Below are 16,322 nucleotides of genomic sequence, written 5' to 3'. Positions count from 1 at the left end.
CTTAAATCTGGGCAGAAGTACCCATGGGTGAGAAAAGCTCCTGAACGTGTCAGACGCTCAGGCCCCCGGAGGGACCTGAGCGTCTGACACGTCGGGCGGAACCGCCGCGGTCAGTAGCCCGTGGCGGTCGGCTCCGGGTAGTACTGGGCGTACTTGCGGCGGTAGTTCTGCGTGATCGCCTCGACGATGAGCCGGCGCTTGAGACCGGAGTCGGCGTCGTACTTCAGCGGGTTGACCACGGCGCCGCTCGCCTTGAGCGCCTTGAGCCGCGACTTCAGCTCCGGGTCCAGCACGTACTTCGACAGCAGGCCGAAGGGCACCACCGTGTACAGCACCTCGCGCACCGCCCGCACGGGACGGATCGGGCGGTGCAGCACCCAGTCCTCGACCAGCACGCGGGCCACGTTGGCCCCGCCCGCCGTCACGTAGTAGTTGTTCCGGCCGATGCGGGGGTTCACCTCGAAGTACACGTGCCTGCCCGTGCGCGGGTCCAGCTTGTAGTCGAAGTTGGCGAAGCCGACGTAGCCGGTCAGGTCGAGGAACCTCGTGGCCGCGTCCATGGCGTCGTCGTACGCCTCGACCAGGATCGCGGCCGGGATGCCGAGCGTGCCCGGCGTGTGCTCCTCCAGCAGCACCCGGCCCGTGGCCAGGAGCGTCACCTCGCCCGACGTGTCGCGGTACGCGGTCAGGGACCGCATCTGCGTCTCGTCGCCCGGGATGAACTCCTGCACCAGGAACGTGCCCGGGTAGTTGGCGTCCGCGAGGTGGCCCAGGATCACGTCGAGCTCCTCGCGGGAGTCGATGTGGTGGATCTTCGCCTTGCCGGGGAAGTCCACGTAGTACCACTCGGCGCTGTTGGACGGCTTGCCGACCACGGGGTACTGCAGGTCCACCGCGAGCGCCGGCACCGCGGCGCGGCCGCCCTCGGCGACCAGCTTGGCGACGTCGACCGGGACCGTGCGCGGCGTCGGGATGCCGAGCTGGTCGCAGACCTGAGCGAAGCCCTCCTTGCTGCTGACCTGCTCCAGGACCGGCAGCGACGGGTACGGCAGCACGTAGCCCGCCGCCTCCAGCCGCTCCCGGTTCAGGATGACGGTGCGCACGTGCCAGTCGGCGTTCGTCAGCAGCACGAGCGTCTTGTCCCGGTGCTGCTGGGCGATGCCCTCCAGCGTCGAGAGGAACACGTCGACGTCGTCCAGGCCGGGCACCACCACGTTCTCGGCGATCGCCGAGTCCTGCATCGCGCGCGTGGCCACCTTGGACAGCACGACGGCGTGCGTGCGGTACTGCTCGTGGAACGCACGCACCAGGGCGTACATCCCGACGTCGCCGCCGATCCCCACCACCAGCATCTCGGGAGCCGTCTGCTCCCCGCCGCCTACCGGTCCCTGCTCAGCGGGGAAACCCCTCACGCCTCGGCCTCCGTGCGGTCGCCGGACCACTCCGTGTGGAAGGTGCCCTCGCGGTCGACCCGCTTGTAGGTGTGGGCACCGAAGAAGTCGCGCTGCGCCTGCACCAGGGCGGCCGGGAGCCGCTCGGCGCGGACGCCGTCGTAGTACGCGAGCGAGGAGGAGAACGCCGGCGTGGGCACGCCGTTCTGGGCCGCACCGGCCACGACGCGGCGCCAGGCGGGCAGGCCGCTCGCGACGGCGTCGGTGAAGTACGGGTCGGCGAGCAGCAGCGGCAGGTCGGCGTCGCGCTCGTAGGCCTCGGTGATCCGGTTCAGGAACCGGGCGCGGATGATGCAGCCGCCGCGCCAGATCCGGGCCATCGCGCCCCGGTCGATGTCCCAGCCGAACTCGGCCGCGGCCGCGGCGATCTGGTCGAAGCCCTGCGAGTAGGCGACGACCTTGGAGGCGTAGAGGGCCTGGCGGACGTCCTCGATGAAGGCGTCACGGTCCTTGACCTCCCAGGCCTGCGCGTGGGCCGGCAGGGCCGCGCGGCCGGCGGCGCGCTGCGGCACCGAGCCGGACAGGGCGCGGGCGAACGTGGCCTCCGCGATGCCGGTGATCGGCACGCCCAGGTCCAGGCCGTTCTGCACCGTCCAGCGGCCGGTGCCCTTCTGCTCGGCCTGGTCCAGCACGATGTCGACGAACGCCTTGCCCGTGTCCGCGTCCACGTGCTGCAGCACGTCGGCGGTGATCTCGATGAGGAACGACTCCAGGTCGCCCGTGTTCCACTGCGCGAAGATCTGGCCGATCTCCGCGGCCGAGGCACCCAGCCCCTGGCGCAGCAGGTCGTAGGCCTCCGCGATGAGCTGCATGTCGGCGTACTCGATGCCGTTGTGCACCATCTTGACGAAGTGCCCGGCGCCGTCGGAGCCCACGTAGGTGCAGCACGGGGTGCCGTCCACCTTCGCGGAGATGTCCTCCAGGATGGGCCCGAGCGACTTGTACGACTCGCGCGTGCCGCCCGGCATGATGGACGGGCCGTTCAGCGCGCCCTCCTCGCCGCCGGAGACGCCGGTGCCGACGAAGTGCAGGCCGTGCTCCTTGAGGGCGGCCTCGCGCCGGATCGTGTCCGGGAAGTGGGCGTTGCCGGCGTCGACCACGATGTCGCCCTCCTCCAGGAGGGGCACCAGCTCGTCGATGACGGCGTCCGTGGGACCGCCGGCCTTGACCATGATGACCACCTTGCGCGGCCGCTCCAGCGACGCGACGAAGTCCGCCATGGACTCGCTCGGGACGAACTTGCCGTCGTCACCGTGCTCCGCGACCAGCGACTCGGTCTTCGCGTACGAACGGTTGTGGACCGCCACCGTGTACCCGTGACGTGCGAAGTTCCGCGCGAGGTTGCGACCCATCACCGCCAGCCCGGTGACGCCGATCTGTGCTGTGCCTGACACGTTCTTGCTCCTTCTGCAGTGGAAGACGGGCCGGCGCCCGCGGTGCGCGCGCCGCGACCCGCTTGCCAGCCTAGTGCCCTGACTCACTTCGCCACCGCGCAGGTCACGATCCGGCGTCAGCCGCGCGCCTCCCCGTGGCGGCGCCACCACGGACGTACGGTGAAGTGGTGACCAGCGGCCCGCCCACCGGTGTTCCCGTCGACTTCGCAGCAGCCCTCGCTGACCTGCGCGGCGCGGCCCTGCGCGCCGAGGTACGCCTCACCGAGATCCCCGCCCCGCGCCGGGTGGCGCCGTTCAGCGTGGCGCTCTCGGGCGACGTCCTGCCGGGCGCGCCGCCGGGCCGGCGCGAGCCGGACCGGTCCGACGAGCACGACCACGACACCGACCCGCTCGCCACCGGTCGCTTCGTCGTGCTGCACGACCCGGCCGGCCAGGAGGCCTGGCACGGCACGTTCCGCGTGGTGACCCTGGTGCGGGCCACGCTGGAGCCCGAGATGGCGGCGGACCCGATGCTGGCCGACGTCGCCTGGTCCTGGGTGGGCGAGTGCCTCGAGACCGCGGGCCTGGTCCCCGGCACCGACACGCTGGCCGACGGCGGCACGGTCACCCGGGTGCTGTCGCAGAGCTACGGCGCCCTGGACGGCACGCCCGACGCGGTGGACCTGGAGATCCGGGCGTCGTGGACGCCCGTCGACACGCGGCTCGGGACGCACCTGCGCGCGTGGGCCGCGCTGCTCACCATGGCGGCGGGAGTGCCCCCGCTGCCCGAGGGCGTCGCGGCTCTCACCAGGCGTTTTACCGACCGATCCAGGCAACGCCATACGGTAGGCCCATGACCACCACGGAGCGAGGAGTCCCTGCGGAGACATCGACGCCCGTGCCACCACCCGTCACACCGCTGACCGAGCCCGCCGACGGGCTGCCCGATGTCGTGGCGACGCCGGGGGCGTTCGCACGTGTCGTGGAGGCGTTCGCCGCCGGCTCGGGCCCTGTCGCGGCCGACGCCGAGCGCGCCTCCGGGTACCGCTACGGGCAGGCGACGTACCTGGTCCAGGTGCGGCGCGCCGGTGCGGGCACGGCACTGATCGATCCCGTCGGCGTGCCCGACCTGGGCGCGCTGGGCGAGGCGGTGGGCGACGCCGAGTTCGTGCTGCACGCCGCCTCCCAGGACCTGCCGGGGCTCGCCGCGCACGGCCTGCACCCGGCCCGCGTCTTCGACACCGAGCTCGCGGCGCGGCTGCTCGGCATGGAGCGCGTCGGCCTGGCCGCCGTCGTGGCCGAGGTGCTGGGTCTCGGGCTGGCCAAGGAGCACTCCGCCGTCGACTGGTCCACGCGCCCGCTGCCGGAGGACTGGCTGCGGTACGCCGCCCTCGACGTCGAGGTGCTGGTCGAGCTGCGCGACCGCCTGGCCGAGCGCCTGGAGGCGGCCGGCAAGACGCAGTGGGCGGCGCAGGAGTTCGAGGCGGTGCGCACCGCGCCCCCGCCGGCGCCGCGCGTCGACCCGTGGCGCCGCACGTCCGGCATGCACGTGCTGCGCAACCCGCGCCAGGTCGCCGCCGTGCGGGCGATGTGGGTCGCGCGCGACGCGAGCGCCCAGGCGCGTGACATCTCGCCGGGCCGGGTGCTGCCCGACCGTGCCATCGTCGCGGCGGCCAAGGCCATGCCCCGGACCGCCGGCCAGCTCGTGCTGCTGCCCGAGTTCGCGGGCAAGGGCACCAAGCGCCGGGCCGCCTACTGGCAGAAGGCGATCGACGACGCGCGCGCCCTGCCCGACGCCGCGCTGCCGTCCGTGCGGGGCCCGCGCTCCGACGGCCCGCCGCCGCCGCGCACCTGGGGCGACCGCGACGCCGTCGCGGCGCGCCGCCTGACCGCCGCCCGCGAGCTCGTGACCGCGCTCTCCGAGGAGCTGAGCATCCCGGTGGAGAACCTGCTGCAGCCCGACGCGCTGCGCCGGCTGTGCTGGACACCACCGTCGCCCGCGGACGCCGCCGGGATCGCCGACTTCCTGCGCGGACGCGGCGCCCGCGAGTGGCAGGTCGGGCTGCTGGCCGAGGGTCTGGAGCGGGCGTTCGCACAGGCCGCACAGGAACCGGTGTGAAAGCCCCGCGCCGACCCCAGTAGAGTCGTCCCCATGCCAGCCCTGTCGGAGCCCATCACGCTCGCCGTCGACGTCGTCACCGATCCTTCGACCTGGGACCGCGAGGTGCTCGCCCTCGGCGGCCACCCGCTCCAGCTGTGGGGCTGGGGCGAGGTCAAGGCGGCCGGGAACTGGCGCGCGCACCGGCTGCGGGTCACGGAGGACGGCTCGACCGTCGGCCTGGCGCAGCTCCTCGTGCGGCCGCTGCCGGCCCAGTTCAAGGCGCTGTCCTACGTGCCGCGCGGCCCCGTCGTCGCGCACCACGACGGCGAGACCGCCCAGGCGGTCTTCGGCGTGGGCGACACCGCGACCCGCAACGCCGTGACCAACACGGTCGTGGAGTGGGCGCGCGAGAACGTGGGCGGCGTCGGCATCACCATCGAGCCGGACTGGCCCGCGGGCACGCAGCTCGACCTGGCCGGACGGCGGTACGCGCCGAACCAGATCCTCATCCCGAGCACGCTGATCCTGGACCTGACCCGGCCCGCCGACGAGCTGATGTCGGACATGCGCAAGTCCACGCGGTACGAGATCCGCAAGGGCGCGCGCTCCGGCCTGGACATCCGCCGGGTCACCGAGGACGCCGAGGTGCTCCGGGTGCTCGACGTCTACAAGGAGACCGCGCAGCGCGCCGGGTTCGCCATCCACTCCGACGAGTACTACCTGGACGTCAACCGGCAGCTCGGCGACAAGTCGGTGCTGGTGGCCACCTACATCGACGACGTGCCGGCGTGCTTCGCGTGGTGCGTCAACTCCGCCAGCACCTCGTTCCTGCTGTACGGCGGCGGCAACGACGCCGGCCGCAAGGCCACCGCCACGGCGCCCACCTACTGGCGCACCATCGAGATCGCCCGCGAGCAGGGCCTGGTGCGGTACGACATGAACGGCCTGCTCAACGACGGCATCAGCGACTTCAAGAAGAGCTTCGCGAAGCACACCGACGAGCTCGTCGGCTCGATCGACGTGTCGTTCTCGCGCTGGTACACCACCTGGAACAGCGCGCTGCCGACGGCCAAGAAGGTGGTCCGCAAGCTCCGCGGCAACTAGCAGCCGCCCCGCACCACCCGCCCTCGTTGAGTGCTGGGTATTTGTTGGTCTCGCACGCCGATTCCAACAAATACCCAGCACTCAGCGGGGGTTTTGTGCGTTGCGAGACCGGGTTTCAGGAACCGCCGGACCGGGTCTCAGATCGTGCGTGCTTTTTACCGGTACTCGCGGTAGCGTGTATCTCGATCCAGCGGCGTCGCTCATGGACGCCGCCGTCCCGAAAACCCCCAGGAGTTCTGCTGATGACCGCAGCCCCGGAAACACCGCGTGCCCGCCGTGCCGTACGCGACGTCGTCTTCGTCGACGGCGCCCGGACGCCGTTCGGCAAGGCCAAGCCCGACGGCATGTACGCGCAGACGCGTGCCGACGACCTGATCGTCAAGGTGGTGCGCGAGCTGCTGCGGCGGCACCCCGAGCTCCCGCCGGAGCGCATCGACGAGGTGGCGATCGCCGCCACCACGCAGCAGGGCGACCAGGGGCTCACGCTCGGCCGCACCGTCGGCATGCTGGCCGGCCTCCCCCAGTCCGTGCCGGGCTACGCCATCGACCGCATGTGCGCCGGCGCCATGACGGCCGCCACCACCACCGCCGCGGGCATCGCCATGGGCGCCGCCGACGTCGTGATCGCGGGCGGCGTGGAGCACATGGGCCGCCACCCGATGGGCTTCGACGCTGACGTCAACCCCAGGTTCGTGGCCGAGAAGCTCGTGGACCCCCAGTCCCTGAACATGGGCGTCACCGCGGAGAACCTGCACGACAAGTTCCCGCAGCTCACCAAGGAGCGGGCCGACAAGTTCGCCGTCGAGTCGCAGGCCAAGTACGCCAAGGCCCTGGCCAACGGGAACATCGACCCGGACCTGGTGCCCGTCGCCGTCCGCTCCGCGGAGCTGGGCTGGGGCCTGGCCACCGCCGACGAGCTGCCCCGCCCGGAGACGTCCTTCGAGTCCATCCAGGGCCTCAAGACGCCGTTCCGCGCGGGCGGCCGCGTCACCCCCGCGACGTCGTCCCCGCTGACCGACGGCGCCACGGGCGCCATCCTGGCCGCCGGCGACGTCGCCGCCGAGCTGGGCCTGCCCGTGAAGATGCGCCTGGTGTCCTACGGGTACGCCGGCGTGCCGCCGGAGATCATGGGCTACGGCCCCGTGCCCTCCACGGAGAAGGCGCTCAAGTCCGCAGGCCTGACCATCGACGACATCGGCCTGTTCGAGCTGAACGAGGCCTTCGCCGTCCAGGTGCTGTCCTTCCTGGACCACTACGGCATCGCCGACGACGACCCGCGCGTCAACCCGTACGGCGGCGCGATCGCCATGGGCCACCCGCTGGCCAGCTCCGGCGTGCGCCTCATGACGCAGCTCGCCCGCGAGTTCGAGCAGCACCCCGAGGTCCGGTACGGCCTGACCGCCATGTGCGTGGGCCTGGGCCAGGGCGGCAGCGTCATCTGGGAGAACCCGCACCACGCCGACTACTCCGGCCACACGGACGAGGAGAACTGACCCGTGCCTGAGACCACCACCCCCAGCGCTCCGGCGGAGCGCGTCACCCACTCGCTCGTCCGCGACGTGACCCTGCCCGGCGGCGCCGGCGTCCTCGCCCTGGTCACGCTCGACAACGGCCTGGACCACACCAAGCCGAACACGCTCGGGCCGGCCGGTATGGCCGAGCTCAAGGCGGCCCTGGAGGTCGTCCGCACCCGCGCCGAGGCCGGCGAGGTCGCCGCCGTCGGCGTGACGGGCAAGCCGTACTTCCTCGCCGCCGGCGCCGACCTCAAGGGCGTGACCTCCCTGAACGGCCACGCCGAGGCCGTCGAGCTGGGCCGCATGGGCCACGCCGCGTACACGATCCTGGGCGACCTGCGGGCCGCCACGGGCGTGCCCACGTTCGCGTTCGTCAACGGCCTGGCGCTCGGCGGCGGCCTCGAGGTCGCCCTGAACTGCGACTACCGCACCGTGGCGTCCGACGCCGCGGCGCTCGGCCTGCCCGAGACCGGCATCGGCCTGGTGCCCGGCTGGGGTGGCGCCTACCTGGTGCCGCGCCTGGTCGGCGTGGAGAAGGCCATCGAGGTCATCCTCACCCGCCCGGCCGCGAACAAGCCCTTCAAGCCCGCCGAGGCGCTGAAGATCGGCCTGGTGGACGCGCAGTTCGACGCCGCCGACTTCCTGGAGCAGTCCATCATCTGGGCGGCCAAGGTGGTCACCGGCGAGATCGAGGTGCCGCGCCGCGAGCTCGACCCGCAGCCCGTGTGGGACGCCGTCGTCGGGGCCGCGAAGGCCCAGCTCGACGCCGTGGTCGGCACCTCGCGCCCGGCCCCGGGCCGCGCCCTGGAGCTGATCGCCGCCGCCCGCAACGCCTCGAAGACCGACGCGTTCGCGGCCGAGGACGAGGCCCTCGCGGACCTGATCATGTCGGACGAGATGCGCGCCAGCATCTACGCGTTCAACCTCGTGGGCGCCGGCAAGAAGCCCGTGGGCGCGCCGGACCCGCAGCTCGCCCGGCCGATCACCAGGGTCGGCGTCGTGGGCGCGGGCCTGATGGCCGCCCAGATGGCGTTCCTGTTCGCGCAGCGCCTCGGCGTGCCCGTCGTCATGCGCGACCTCGACCAGGAGCGCGTGGACAAGGGCCTGTCCTTCGTCCGCGAGACGGCCGAGAAGCTGGCCGGCCGCGGGCGCCTGACGCCGGAGGCCGCCACCCGGATCGTCGCCTCTGTGTCCGGCACCACGGACATCAACGAGTTCGCCTCGTGCGACTTCGTCATCGAGGCCGTCACCGAGGTGATGGGGCTCAAGAAGAAGGTGTTCGCCGAGCTGGAGGGCGTGATCTCGCCGGAGACCATCCTGGCGACCAACACCTCCGCGCTGTCCGTCACCGAGATGGCGGCCGACCTGGCCCACCCCGAGCGTGTGGTCGGCATCCACTTCTTCAACCCCGTGGCCCAGATGCCGCTGGTCGAGGTGATCAACGCCGACAAGACGTCGCAGGAGGCCCTGGCCACGGCGTTCGCAGTGACCAAGAAGCTGCGCAAGACCGCGGTGCTGTCGGGCGACCGCCCCGGCTTCGTCGTCAACCGGCTGCTGCTGCTCGTCATGGGCAAGGTCATGGACGCCATCGAGAACGGCACGCCGGTCGACGTCGCGGACCGCGCGCTCGCCCCGCTCGGCTTCCCGATGCCGACGTTCGAGCTGCTGGACCTCGTCGGCCCTGCCGTCGGCCTGCACGTGCTCACCTCGCTGCGCGAGGACCTGGGCGACCGCATCCCGGCCTCCCCCGGGCTGCAGAAGCTCGTGGCCGACGGCACCCGCGTGGTGCTCGACGCGCCCGCCAAGGGCCTGCCCAAGCCCGTCGACCCGGCCATCCAGGCCGTGTTCGGCGAGGCCCTCGTCGCGGGCGGGACCGGCCACCACGGCGAGGTCGTGCTCGACGGCGACGGCGTGCTCGACGCGGTGCTCACCACCCTGACCACCGAGATCGGCCTCATGCTGGAGGAGGGCGTGGTGCCCGGGCCGCAGCAGATCGACCTCGCCATGATCCTCGGCGCGGGCTGGGGCTTCCACACGGGCGGCATCACGCCGTACCTGGACCGCACCGGCTACAGCGAGAAGGTCCTGGGCCGGCGGTTCCTGCCGGACGGCGTGGCGAACGTGCCCGTGTCCTGAGCTGGACTGAGCTGGACTGAGCTGAACTCCGGGACCCTCCGACGCCGGGCACACCTCTCGTGCCCGGTGTCGGAGGGTCCCGCTACGCTCTGCGACCATGACACCCGCCGGTCCGGGCACACGCGCGCACTACGTCGTCGTCGGCGACGGCCCCCTCGCCTTCCGCCTCACCCGGGCGCTGAGCACCCGGTTCCGGGGCACGGTCACCGTGCTGGTGCCCGACCGCACCTCCCGGTACGCCCAGGAGATCCTGGCCCTGGAGCTGGAGGGCGTGGACGTCCAGGAGGCGGCGCGGGTCGACGAGGAGGTCCTGAAGGTTGCCGGTGCCCCCCGCGCCGCGGCGGCCGCGCTCGTGAACCAGGACGACGGCGGCAACGTGGCCCTCGCGCTCCTGCTGCGCGAGACCTGGCCCGCGCTGCACGTCGTGGTCCGGATCTTCGACGAGTCGCTGGGCCGGCACCTGGAGCGCGACCGCTGCACGGTCCTGTCGTCCTCCGCGTTCGCCGCACCCGAGATCGTGGGCGCGGCCCTGCGGCGCCAGGTCCGGCTGCCGGTGCGGCACCGGCGTCTGGTCACCGTCTCCGACGAGGAGCCCGCGCTCCCGACCCGCATGGTCCTGTTCGCGTCCGACGGCGGCACCGGCGTGGTGGCCCTGCCGACCGAGCGCGAGCTGGCCACGCACACCCCCAAGGTCCTCCTGGCGGACGCCGGCGAGGACGACGTGCTGCCGGAGGTCCGGGCGGACCTGGAGCCCGACGAGGACGAGGTGGACCCGCACCGGCGCCGCCGGTTCGGCGAGTACCTGCGGACCCTGGCACTCACGTCCGGATGGAACCTGCTGCTCGCCGCCGGGGTGCTCCTGGTGGTGGTGCTCGTCGGGGCCGTGACCATCCGGCTGGCCACCGGCGCCTCGTTCCTCGGGGCGCTCTACGAGGCGGTGCTGCCCTCCCTGGCGGGCAGCGACCCCGACCACGACGCGCACCCGGTCGTGAAGGTCACGCAGGTGGCGCTGACGGTCGTGAGCGTCGCCGTCATCCCCTGGGTCACGGGTGTGGTGGTCGACGGCGTGGTGCGCACCCAGCGGCTGCTCGACACCGGCTCCCCGCTGCGTGCGATGTCCGACCACGTGGTCGTCGTCGGCATGGGCGACCTCGGTACCCGCATCGTGCGCTCCCTGGACCGGCGCGGCGTGCCGGTGATCGCCGTCGACGTCGACGAGTCCGCCCGCGGCATCGCGGTGGCGCGCGCCCGGGACGTGCCGGTGGTGATCGGCGACGCCCGGCGGGCCACGACCCTGCGCGGCGCGTACGTCGGGGCCGCCCAGGCGATCGTCGTGGTCACGAGCGGCGGCGCCACGACCATCGGGATCAGCTTCGCTGCCCGCTCGATCCCCCGGGCCAAGGACGCGCCCGCGAGCCTGCGCACCGTCCTGCGGGTGTTCGACCGGGACCTGGCCCGGCGGATCCGGCGCGAGATCCCCGACTCGGTGGGGCTCAGCTCGTCGTTCCTGGCCGCGCCGTCCTTCGCGGCCGCGATGATCGGCCAGGAGGTCAAGGCCACCATCCCGTACCGGGACCGGGTGCTGGTGCTCGCCGAGATCCTGGTCGAGCGCGGCAGCGTCCTCGACGGCGCGCACAGCAGCGACGTCGGCCTGGACGAGGGCGGCGGCGATGCCGGTGCCGGTGCCGCTACCGGTACCGCCACGGCCGGGAGCCCGGACGGCGATCCGGACGGCGACGGGCCGCCCGTGCGCAGCCGCCTGCTCGCGGTCGACTCGGTGACCCACTCGAGCGGCGGGGGCGGGCGCATGTTCGAGCCGTCGCAGGGCCGCACCCTCAACCCGGGCGACCGCGTGTTCGTCATCGCGACCACCGCGGGCCTGCTCCACCTGCGCGACCTGGCGCGCGCCCCGGCGGGCCTGACGGCCGCGGCGAGCGGCCTGAACGACTGACCCCGGATCGGACCGTTCGGCAGTCCACCGCGCGCCTAGGGTCAAGACCATGCAGAACGGTCTCAGCGTCCCTCAGGGCGCGGCGCTCACCCTCGGTGCCATGCTCGGCACCGGCGTCATCTCGCTCCCGGCCCTCGCCGCCGGCGTGGCCGGCCCGGCCTCGCTCGTGGCGTGGGCAGGCCTCGTGCTCCTGTCGATCCCGCTCGCCACGACGTTCGCCGCCCTCGGTGCCCGGCACCCCGACGGCGGCGGCGTGGCCACCTACGCCCGGCTCGCGTTCGGCGAGCGGGCGTCCACCATGGTCGGCTGGGCGTTCTACGCGACGATCCCGGTGGGCGCGCCCGCCGCGGCGGGCTTCGCCGGCGCCTACGTCGCGGACGCGACCGGCGGCGGGGCCGGCACCGCCCTGGTCACGACGGTGGCCATCATCGCGGTGTGCGCCGTCATGAACTGGTTCGACCTGCGCATCTCCGGCACGGCGCAGCTCGTCATCGCGGGCTCGGTAGCGCTGCTGCTGGCCGTGGCCGTGGTGGTGGCGCTGCCGCACGCGCAGCCGGGCAACCTCACGCCGTTCGCCCCGCACGGCTGGGGCGCCGTGGGTTCCGCCGCGGCGCTGCTGGTCTGGGCGTTCGCCGGCTGGGAGATCCTCGGCTCGCTGTCCGCCGAGTACCGCCACCCGTCCCGGGACATCCCGCGGGCCACGGCGATCGCCGTGGCCGTGGTCGGCGTGCTGTACCTCGGCGTCGCGTTCGCCACGGTCGCGGTGCTCGGCCCCACCCCGGGCCCCGCCCCGCTGTCGGACCTGCTGGTGCTCGGGTTCGGCGAGCGCGCCCGGCCCGTCACCACGGTGGTGGCGGTGCTGCTGACCGTGGGCGCCATCAACGTCTACTTCGCGGGCGGCAGCCGGATGGGCGCGGCCCTCGCCCGGGACGGCGCCCTGCCGGGCTGGCTCGCGAGCGCGCCGGGCCGCACGCCGCGCCGTTCCCTGGCGCTCATCACGGTCGTCGCGCTCGGCACGACGGCGGTGCTCGCCGCGACGCACCAGTCCACCGACGCGATCCTGCTCATGGCGACCGCGACGTTCTCCCTGCTCTACGTGGTGGGGACCGCGGCGGCCCTGCGGCTGCTGCCCCGCTGGGGCGCGGCCTGGTGGTGCGCCGCGGTGTCCCTGGTGGCCGCGCTCGGCCTGCTCGTGATGACCGGGGCCCACATGACCGGCCCCGTGGTCGCCGCCCTCGGCGGGCTCGCCTGGACCGCCTGGCGCCGACGCCGGGCGCGCGCCGCGGCGGTGGTCCCGGCTCCCGCCACTCCGGCCGTCAACGCGCCCGTCACGGCTCCAGCAGGCGAGCCAGAGCCTGGATGCCTGGCCGGATCGAGCTCGTGACCGCTGCGCCGATGCCGAGCACGAGGCCGTCCCGGTGGGGACCGGTCGCGAAGGAGGCCAGCGAGTCGAGGGCGACGGACCGGCGTCGGGCGCGGGTCACCAGGGCGGTCGAGGTCAGCGGGGCGGCGTCGCCGAGGTAGGCCGCCACGTGCAGGCCCGCCGCCGCGGGGACGGGCTCGACCGGGAGCCCGTCCAGCGCGTCCAGGAGGATCTCGGTCCGCTCCGCGTAGACCGCGGACGCCTTGCGGACGTGCCGGGCGAGCAGGCCGTCGTCGATGAGGCGCGCGAGCGCGCCCTGCACGTGCACGGCCCCGTGCCCGTCGGTGAGCTGGCGCGCGGCGAGCAGCGCCTCGCGCAGGGACGGCGGCGCCACCAGGTACCCCACCCGCAGGCCCGGCAGCAGCGACTTCGAGAAGGTGCCCACGTAGACCACGCGGCCGTCCCGGTCCAGGGCCTGCAGGGACTCCAGCGGACGGTTGGCGCGGCGGAACTCGCTGTCGTAGTCGTCCTCGATCACCGCGGCGTCGTGCCGCGCCGCGTGCGCCAGGAGGGCGCGCCGGCGGGCCAGCGACAGCGGCATGCCGAGCGGGAACTGGTGCGACGGCGTGGTGTAGACCAGCCGGGCGCGCGCCGGGATCTCGTCGACGACCAGGCCCTCGGCGTCGACCGGGACGGGCACCACCCGCGCCCCGTGCAGCGCGAACAGCTCCCGGGCCTCGGGATACCCCGGGTCCTCGACGGCGACGACGTCCCCCGGTTCGAGGAGCACGCGCGCCACCAGGTCGAGGGCCTGCTGGGCGCCCGTGGTCGCGACGACGTCGTCGGGCCCGGCGCTGACCCCGCGCGCCCCCGACACGTAGCGGGCCACGGCCGCGCGGAACCGGGGCAGGCCCGCCGGGCCGCCGTAGGCGCCCGCCGCGGCCCCGCCCGCGCGCGACTCGGCCGCCAGCAGCCGCCGCCAGGTGTCGAACGGGAAGAGGCTCGCGTCCGGGATGCCCACGCGGAAGTCGTGGGCCGGGCGTGCCGTGTCGCCGCTGGCGGGCTGCACGGCCCAGCGCCAGCCCGCGCGCGGCCGCAGGACGCCGGGGCTGCGCCGCCGGGCGGGCACCGCGTCGCGCGCGGCCGCGGTCGCGAACGTCCCCGCGCCGGTCCGCGTCTCCAGGAAGCCCTCCGCGACGAGGCGTTCGTACGCCGTGGCGACGCTGGCGCGCGAGACGCCGAGGTCCTGCGCGAGGTCGCGCGTCGAGGGCAGCCGCTCCCCTGCCGGCACGCGGCCCGTGGTGAGCGCGGCGTGCAGGGCGCGATAGATCGCGTCGGTACGCCCGGTACGGTTGCTGAGATCGACGGCGAGGTCCACCTGCCGATCATGGCTCATCGGGCGGGCCGGCTCGTCACAGTTCGGACTCGGCGAACAAATCACCCGGCCAACCAGGCGTTTTCGGGCTTTTCGCCCGGCCGTCGGCCCTAGCATCCCGGCGTATGAGCACCGATAGCGCACCGGAGAAGGCCTCGACCGAGGACCCGTCCGGCGCGACGTCCGAACAGACCGACACGACCGACGAGACCGTCTCCGCGCTGCTGTCCGAGGCGGCGGCACGGGCCGCGTCCGTGGCAGCGCCCGAGACGTCTTCCGTCGCGACGATCGAGGAGACGCCCGGGGAGACGCCCGGGGCGGACGAGCCCGGCGGCCCGACCGGTGCGTCCGACGAGCCCGCGGACCCGGGCGACCTGCCGCCGTCGGCCCGCCCGCTGACCGCCGCGCTGCTCAACCTGAGCGGCCTCGGGCTGGGCTACCTGCACCTGCGGGCGTGGGTCCGCCTGGCCGTCGCCCTGGCGGCGACCGCCGGGCTCGCCTGGGTCGCGCTGCCGATCGGACGCGACCCGATCGCCGTCTGGTGGGCGGTGGGGTACGTGGGCGTGCTCGCCCTGTTCGCGCTGGACGCCGCGCTCCTCGCCCGGCGGCGGGCCCGGCGCGTGACCCCGAGGCGGACGGTCTGGTCGCCGCGGGCCGCGGGCCGGGTCGCCTGGGCGACGCTCGCCGTCGTTCCGCTGCTGTTCGCCGGCTACGTGGTGACGCAGCACGAGGTGCTGGAGGAGTACCTCGCCTACGACCTCGACCAGGCGGCGGAGAGCCTGGAGGGCGCCGGATCGGTGTTCGCGCCGTTCCGGGACCGGTACGACGCCGCGTACGCGACGTACGTGCGGACGGCGGACGAGCACCCCGGCACCCGCGCCGCCGACCGGGTCCCCGGGCTCGTCGACGACCTGTACGCGCAGGCCAAGGGCAAGGACGAGTGCAACGGACTCACCGTGGCGCGGCACTTCGCCGAGCCGGGCACCCCCGGGCCGCTGCAGGCCGTCGCCCAGTCCGAGGTGCCCGAGGCCCTGCACGACTGCGGGCTCCGCTCCGCCGGCCTCGGCCAGTTCCCGACCGCGAAGAAGTACCTCACCGAGCTCCTGACCGACCACCCGGTCAGCGACCCTGCCGCAGCACTGCCCGGCGACCTCGAGAAGTGGCGGGACGGCCTGCTGAAGGACCTGACCGGCAAGGACGGCTGCGACGACACCGAGCATGTGACGGAGTCGACGGGCTTCCTCGCGGGGTTCGACTCGGGCAAGGTCAGCGCCCTGGCGGACGAGGCGCGCAAGCAGGTGCCGGCCGGGCTGCTGAAGTGCGGCGTGCAGCAGCTCGAGCGCAGGCAGTACGCGGCGGCGGCCCAGAACGTGGCCGGGCTGCTCGAGTCGTACCCGAGGGCCAAGGAGGCCGAGTACGCCGAGCGGGTCCAGATCGCCGCGGGCATCGCCCTGGTGGACCCCAAGGCGGGCGTCAAGGTGCCGGCCCGCGACGAGCCCGAGGGCACGATCACGCTGACCGTCTACAACTACAGCCCCGACGAGTTCGAGATGGTCTACACCGGGCCCGCGACCGGCGTCGTCGAGATCGAGGCGTGCGACGACTGCGAGCACATCGAGAAGGGCGCCGACCCCGAGTGCAACGCCTACTCGCTGACGCACCCGAGCACGACGGTCACCATCCCGAAGGGCGACTACATCACGGCCACCCGGCACGACGGCTACGTGCAGGGCTGGATGGGCAACGAGGTCGACAAGGTGAGCTACACCGTCAGCGGCGCGATGTGCACCTGGACGTATGAACACTGACTGCTGACTGCTGGTCGTCCGACCGCCTGACCGTCTGACCGGGCCGGCCGGTCCCGGGGGGGGGTGATGGGGGGTGTCCGGGACAGCGAAGACGCTTATGCTCGCCTCCAGCCCGCAGCAGAACCACTCACCCCACACTCCCCCTC

General features: G+C 73.7%; 11 protein-coding genes. 8 read left to right on the top strand and 3 right to left on the bottom strand.

The genetic code is table 11. The features are described from left to right. Nucleotides 1–110 precede the first annotated feature (110 nt). A complete protein-coding gene (locus tag ACFV9Q_RS01550; RefSeq protein WP_377232845.1) occupies nucleotides 111–1,412 on the bottom strand; it encodes a carboxylate--amine ligase in 1,302 nt (433 codons plus the stop codon). Next, on the bottom strand, nucleotides 1,409–2,845 hold the full coding sequence (gene gndA, locus ACFV9Q_RS01545) for an NADP-dependent phosphogluconate dehydrogenase (protein WP_377232844.1): 1,437 nt from the start codon (nucleotides 2,843–2,845) through the stop codon (nucleotides 1,409–1,411). Before gndA ends, ACFV9Q_RS01550 begins: the two co-directional genes overlap by 4 nt. A gap of 167 nt (nucleotides 2,846–3,012) precedes the next feature. Between gndA and ACFV9Q_RS01540 the strand changes: the two genes are divergently transcribed. From ACFV9Q_RS01540 to ACFV9Q_RS01510, 7 genes are all read left to right on the top strand, one after another. Further along, complete coding sequence (locus ACFV9Q_RS01540; protein WP_377232133.1) at nucleotides 3,013–3,681, top strand: DUF3000 domain-containing protein; 669 nt, start codon at nucleotides 3,013–3,015, stop codon at nucleotides 3,679–3,681. Continuing rightward, nucleotides 3,678–4,943 carry an HRDC domain-containing protein gene (locus ACFV9Q_RS01535; RefSeq protein WP_377232843.1) on the top strand — a complete coding sequence of 422 codons (1,266 nt, stop codon included), beginning with the start codon at nucleotides 3,678–3,680 and terminating at the stop codon, nucleotides 4,941–4,943. The genes ACFV9Q_RS01540 and ACFV9Q_RS01535 overlap by 4 nt, the downstream gene beginning before the upstream one ends. 33 nt (nucleotides 4,944–4,976) lie before the next feature. After that, nucleotides 4,977–6,029 carry a lipid II:glycine glycyltransferase FemX gene (locus ACFV9Q_RS01530; RefSeq protein ID WP_377232135.1) on the top strand — a complete coding sequence of 351 codons (1,053 nt, stop codon included), beginning with the start codon at nucleotides 4,977–4,979 and terminating at the stop codon, nucleotides 6,027–6,029. A 242-nt stretch (nucleotides 6,030–6,271) separates the two neighbouring features. After that, complete coding sequence (locus tag ACFV9Q_RS01525; RefSeq protein WP_377232842.1) at nucleotides 6,272–7,522, top strand: thiolase family protein; 1,251 nt, start codon at nucleotides 6,272–6,274, stop codon at nucleotides 7,520–7,522. A gap of 3 nt (nucleotides 7,523–7,525) precedes the next feature. After that, nucleotides 7,526–9,679: a 3-hydroxyacyl-CoA dehydrogenase NAD-binding domain-containing protein gene (locus ACFV9Q_RS01520; protein WP_377232841.1), complete on the top strand. Its 2,154-nt coding sequence runs from the start codon at nucleotides 7,526–7,528 to the stop codon at nucleotides 9,677–9,679. A 97-nt stretch (nucleotides 9,680–9,776) separates the two neighbouring features. Beyond that, complete coding sequence (locus tag ACFV9Q_RS01515) at nucleotides 9,777–11,630, top strand: potassium channel family protein (protein WP_377232840.1); 1,854 nt, start codon at nucleotides 9,777–9,779, stop codon at nucleotides 11,628–11,630. A gap of 49 nt (nucleotides 11,631–11,679) precedes the next feature. After that, nucleotides 11,680–13,014 carry an APC family permease gene (locus ACFV9Q_RS01510; protein ID WP_377232839.1) on the top strand — a complete coding sequence of 445 codons (1,335 nt, stop codon included), beginning with the start codon at nucleotides 11,680–11,682 and terminating at the stop codon, nucleotides 13,012–13,014. Here the strand turns inward: ACFV9Q_RS01510 and ACFV9Q_RS01505 are convergent. Continuing rightward, nucleotides 12,959–14,389, bottom strand: coding sequence for a PLP-dependent aminotransferase family protein (locus tag ACFV9Q_RS01505; protein ID WP_377232838.1), 1,431 nt, complete (start codon nucleotides 14,387–14,389; stop codon nucleotides 12,959–12,961). The genes ACFV9Q_RS01510 and ACFV9Q_RS01505 overlap by 56 nt on opposite strands. A gap of 104 nt (nucleotides 14,390–14,493) precedes the next feature. On the opposite strand from ACFV9Q_RS01505, the gene ACFV9Q_RS01500 reads away from it, so the two are divergent. Then, nucleotides 14,494–16,176: a hypothetical protein gene (locus ACFV9Q_RS01500; protein ID WP_377232837.1), complete on the top strand. Its 1,683-nt coding sequence runs from the start codon at nucleotides 14,494–14,496 to the stop codon at nucleotides 16,174–16,176. The last annotated feature ends 146 nt before the right edge of the window (nucleotides 16,177–16,322 follow it).

Origin of the sequence: Promicromonospora sp. NPDC059942 (assembly GCF_042731755.1) — a bacterium.
GTDB lineage: Bacteria > Actinomycetota > Actinomycetes > Actinomycetales > Cellulomonadaceae > Promicromonospora.
This window is presented reverse-complemented; position numbering and strand designations above follow the sequence as displayed.

Bases quoted from the DNA above. Each gene is read 5' to 3' on its own strand.
- ACFV9Q_RS01515 (WP_377232840.1), top strand. From the start codon at position 9,777: ATGACACCCGCCGGTCCGGGCACACGCGCGCACTACGTCGTCGTCGGC.
- ACFV9Q_RS01525 (WP_377232842.1), top strand. From the start codon at position 6,272: ATGACCGCAGCCCCGGAAACACCGCGTGCCCGCCGTGCCGTACGCGAC.
- ACFV9Q_RS01535 (WP_377232843.1), top strand. From the start codon at position 3,678: ATGACCACCACGGAGCGAGGAGTCCCTGCGGAGACATCGACGCCCGTG.
- ACFV9Q_RS01510 (WP_377232839.1), top strand. From the start codon at position 11,680: ATGCAGAACGGTCTCAGCGTCCCTCAGGGCGCGGCGCTCACCCTCGGT.
- ACFV9Q_RS01505 (WP_377232838.1), bottom strand. From the start codon at position 14,389: ATGAGCCATGATCGGCAGGTGGACCTCGCCGTCGATCTCAGCAACCGT.
- ACFV9Q_RS01530 (WP_377232135.1), top strand. From the start codon at position 4,977: ATGCCAGCCCTGTCGGAGCCCATCACGCTCGCCGTCGACGTCGTCACC.
- ACFV9Q_RS01500 (WP_377232837.1), top strand. From the start codon at position 14,494: ATGAGCACCGATAGCGCACCGGAGAAGGCCTCGACCGAGGACCCGTCC.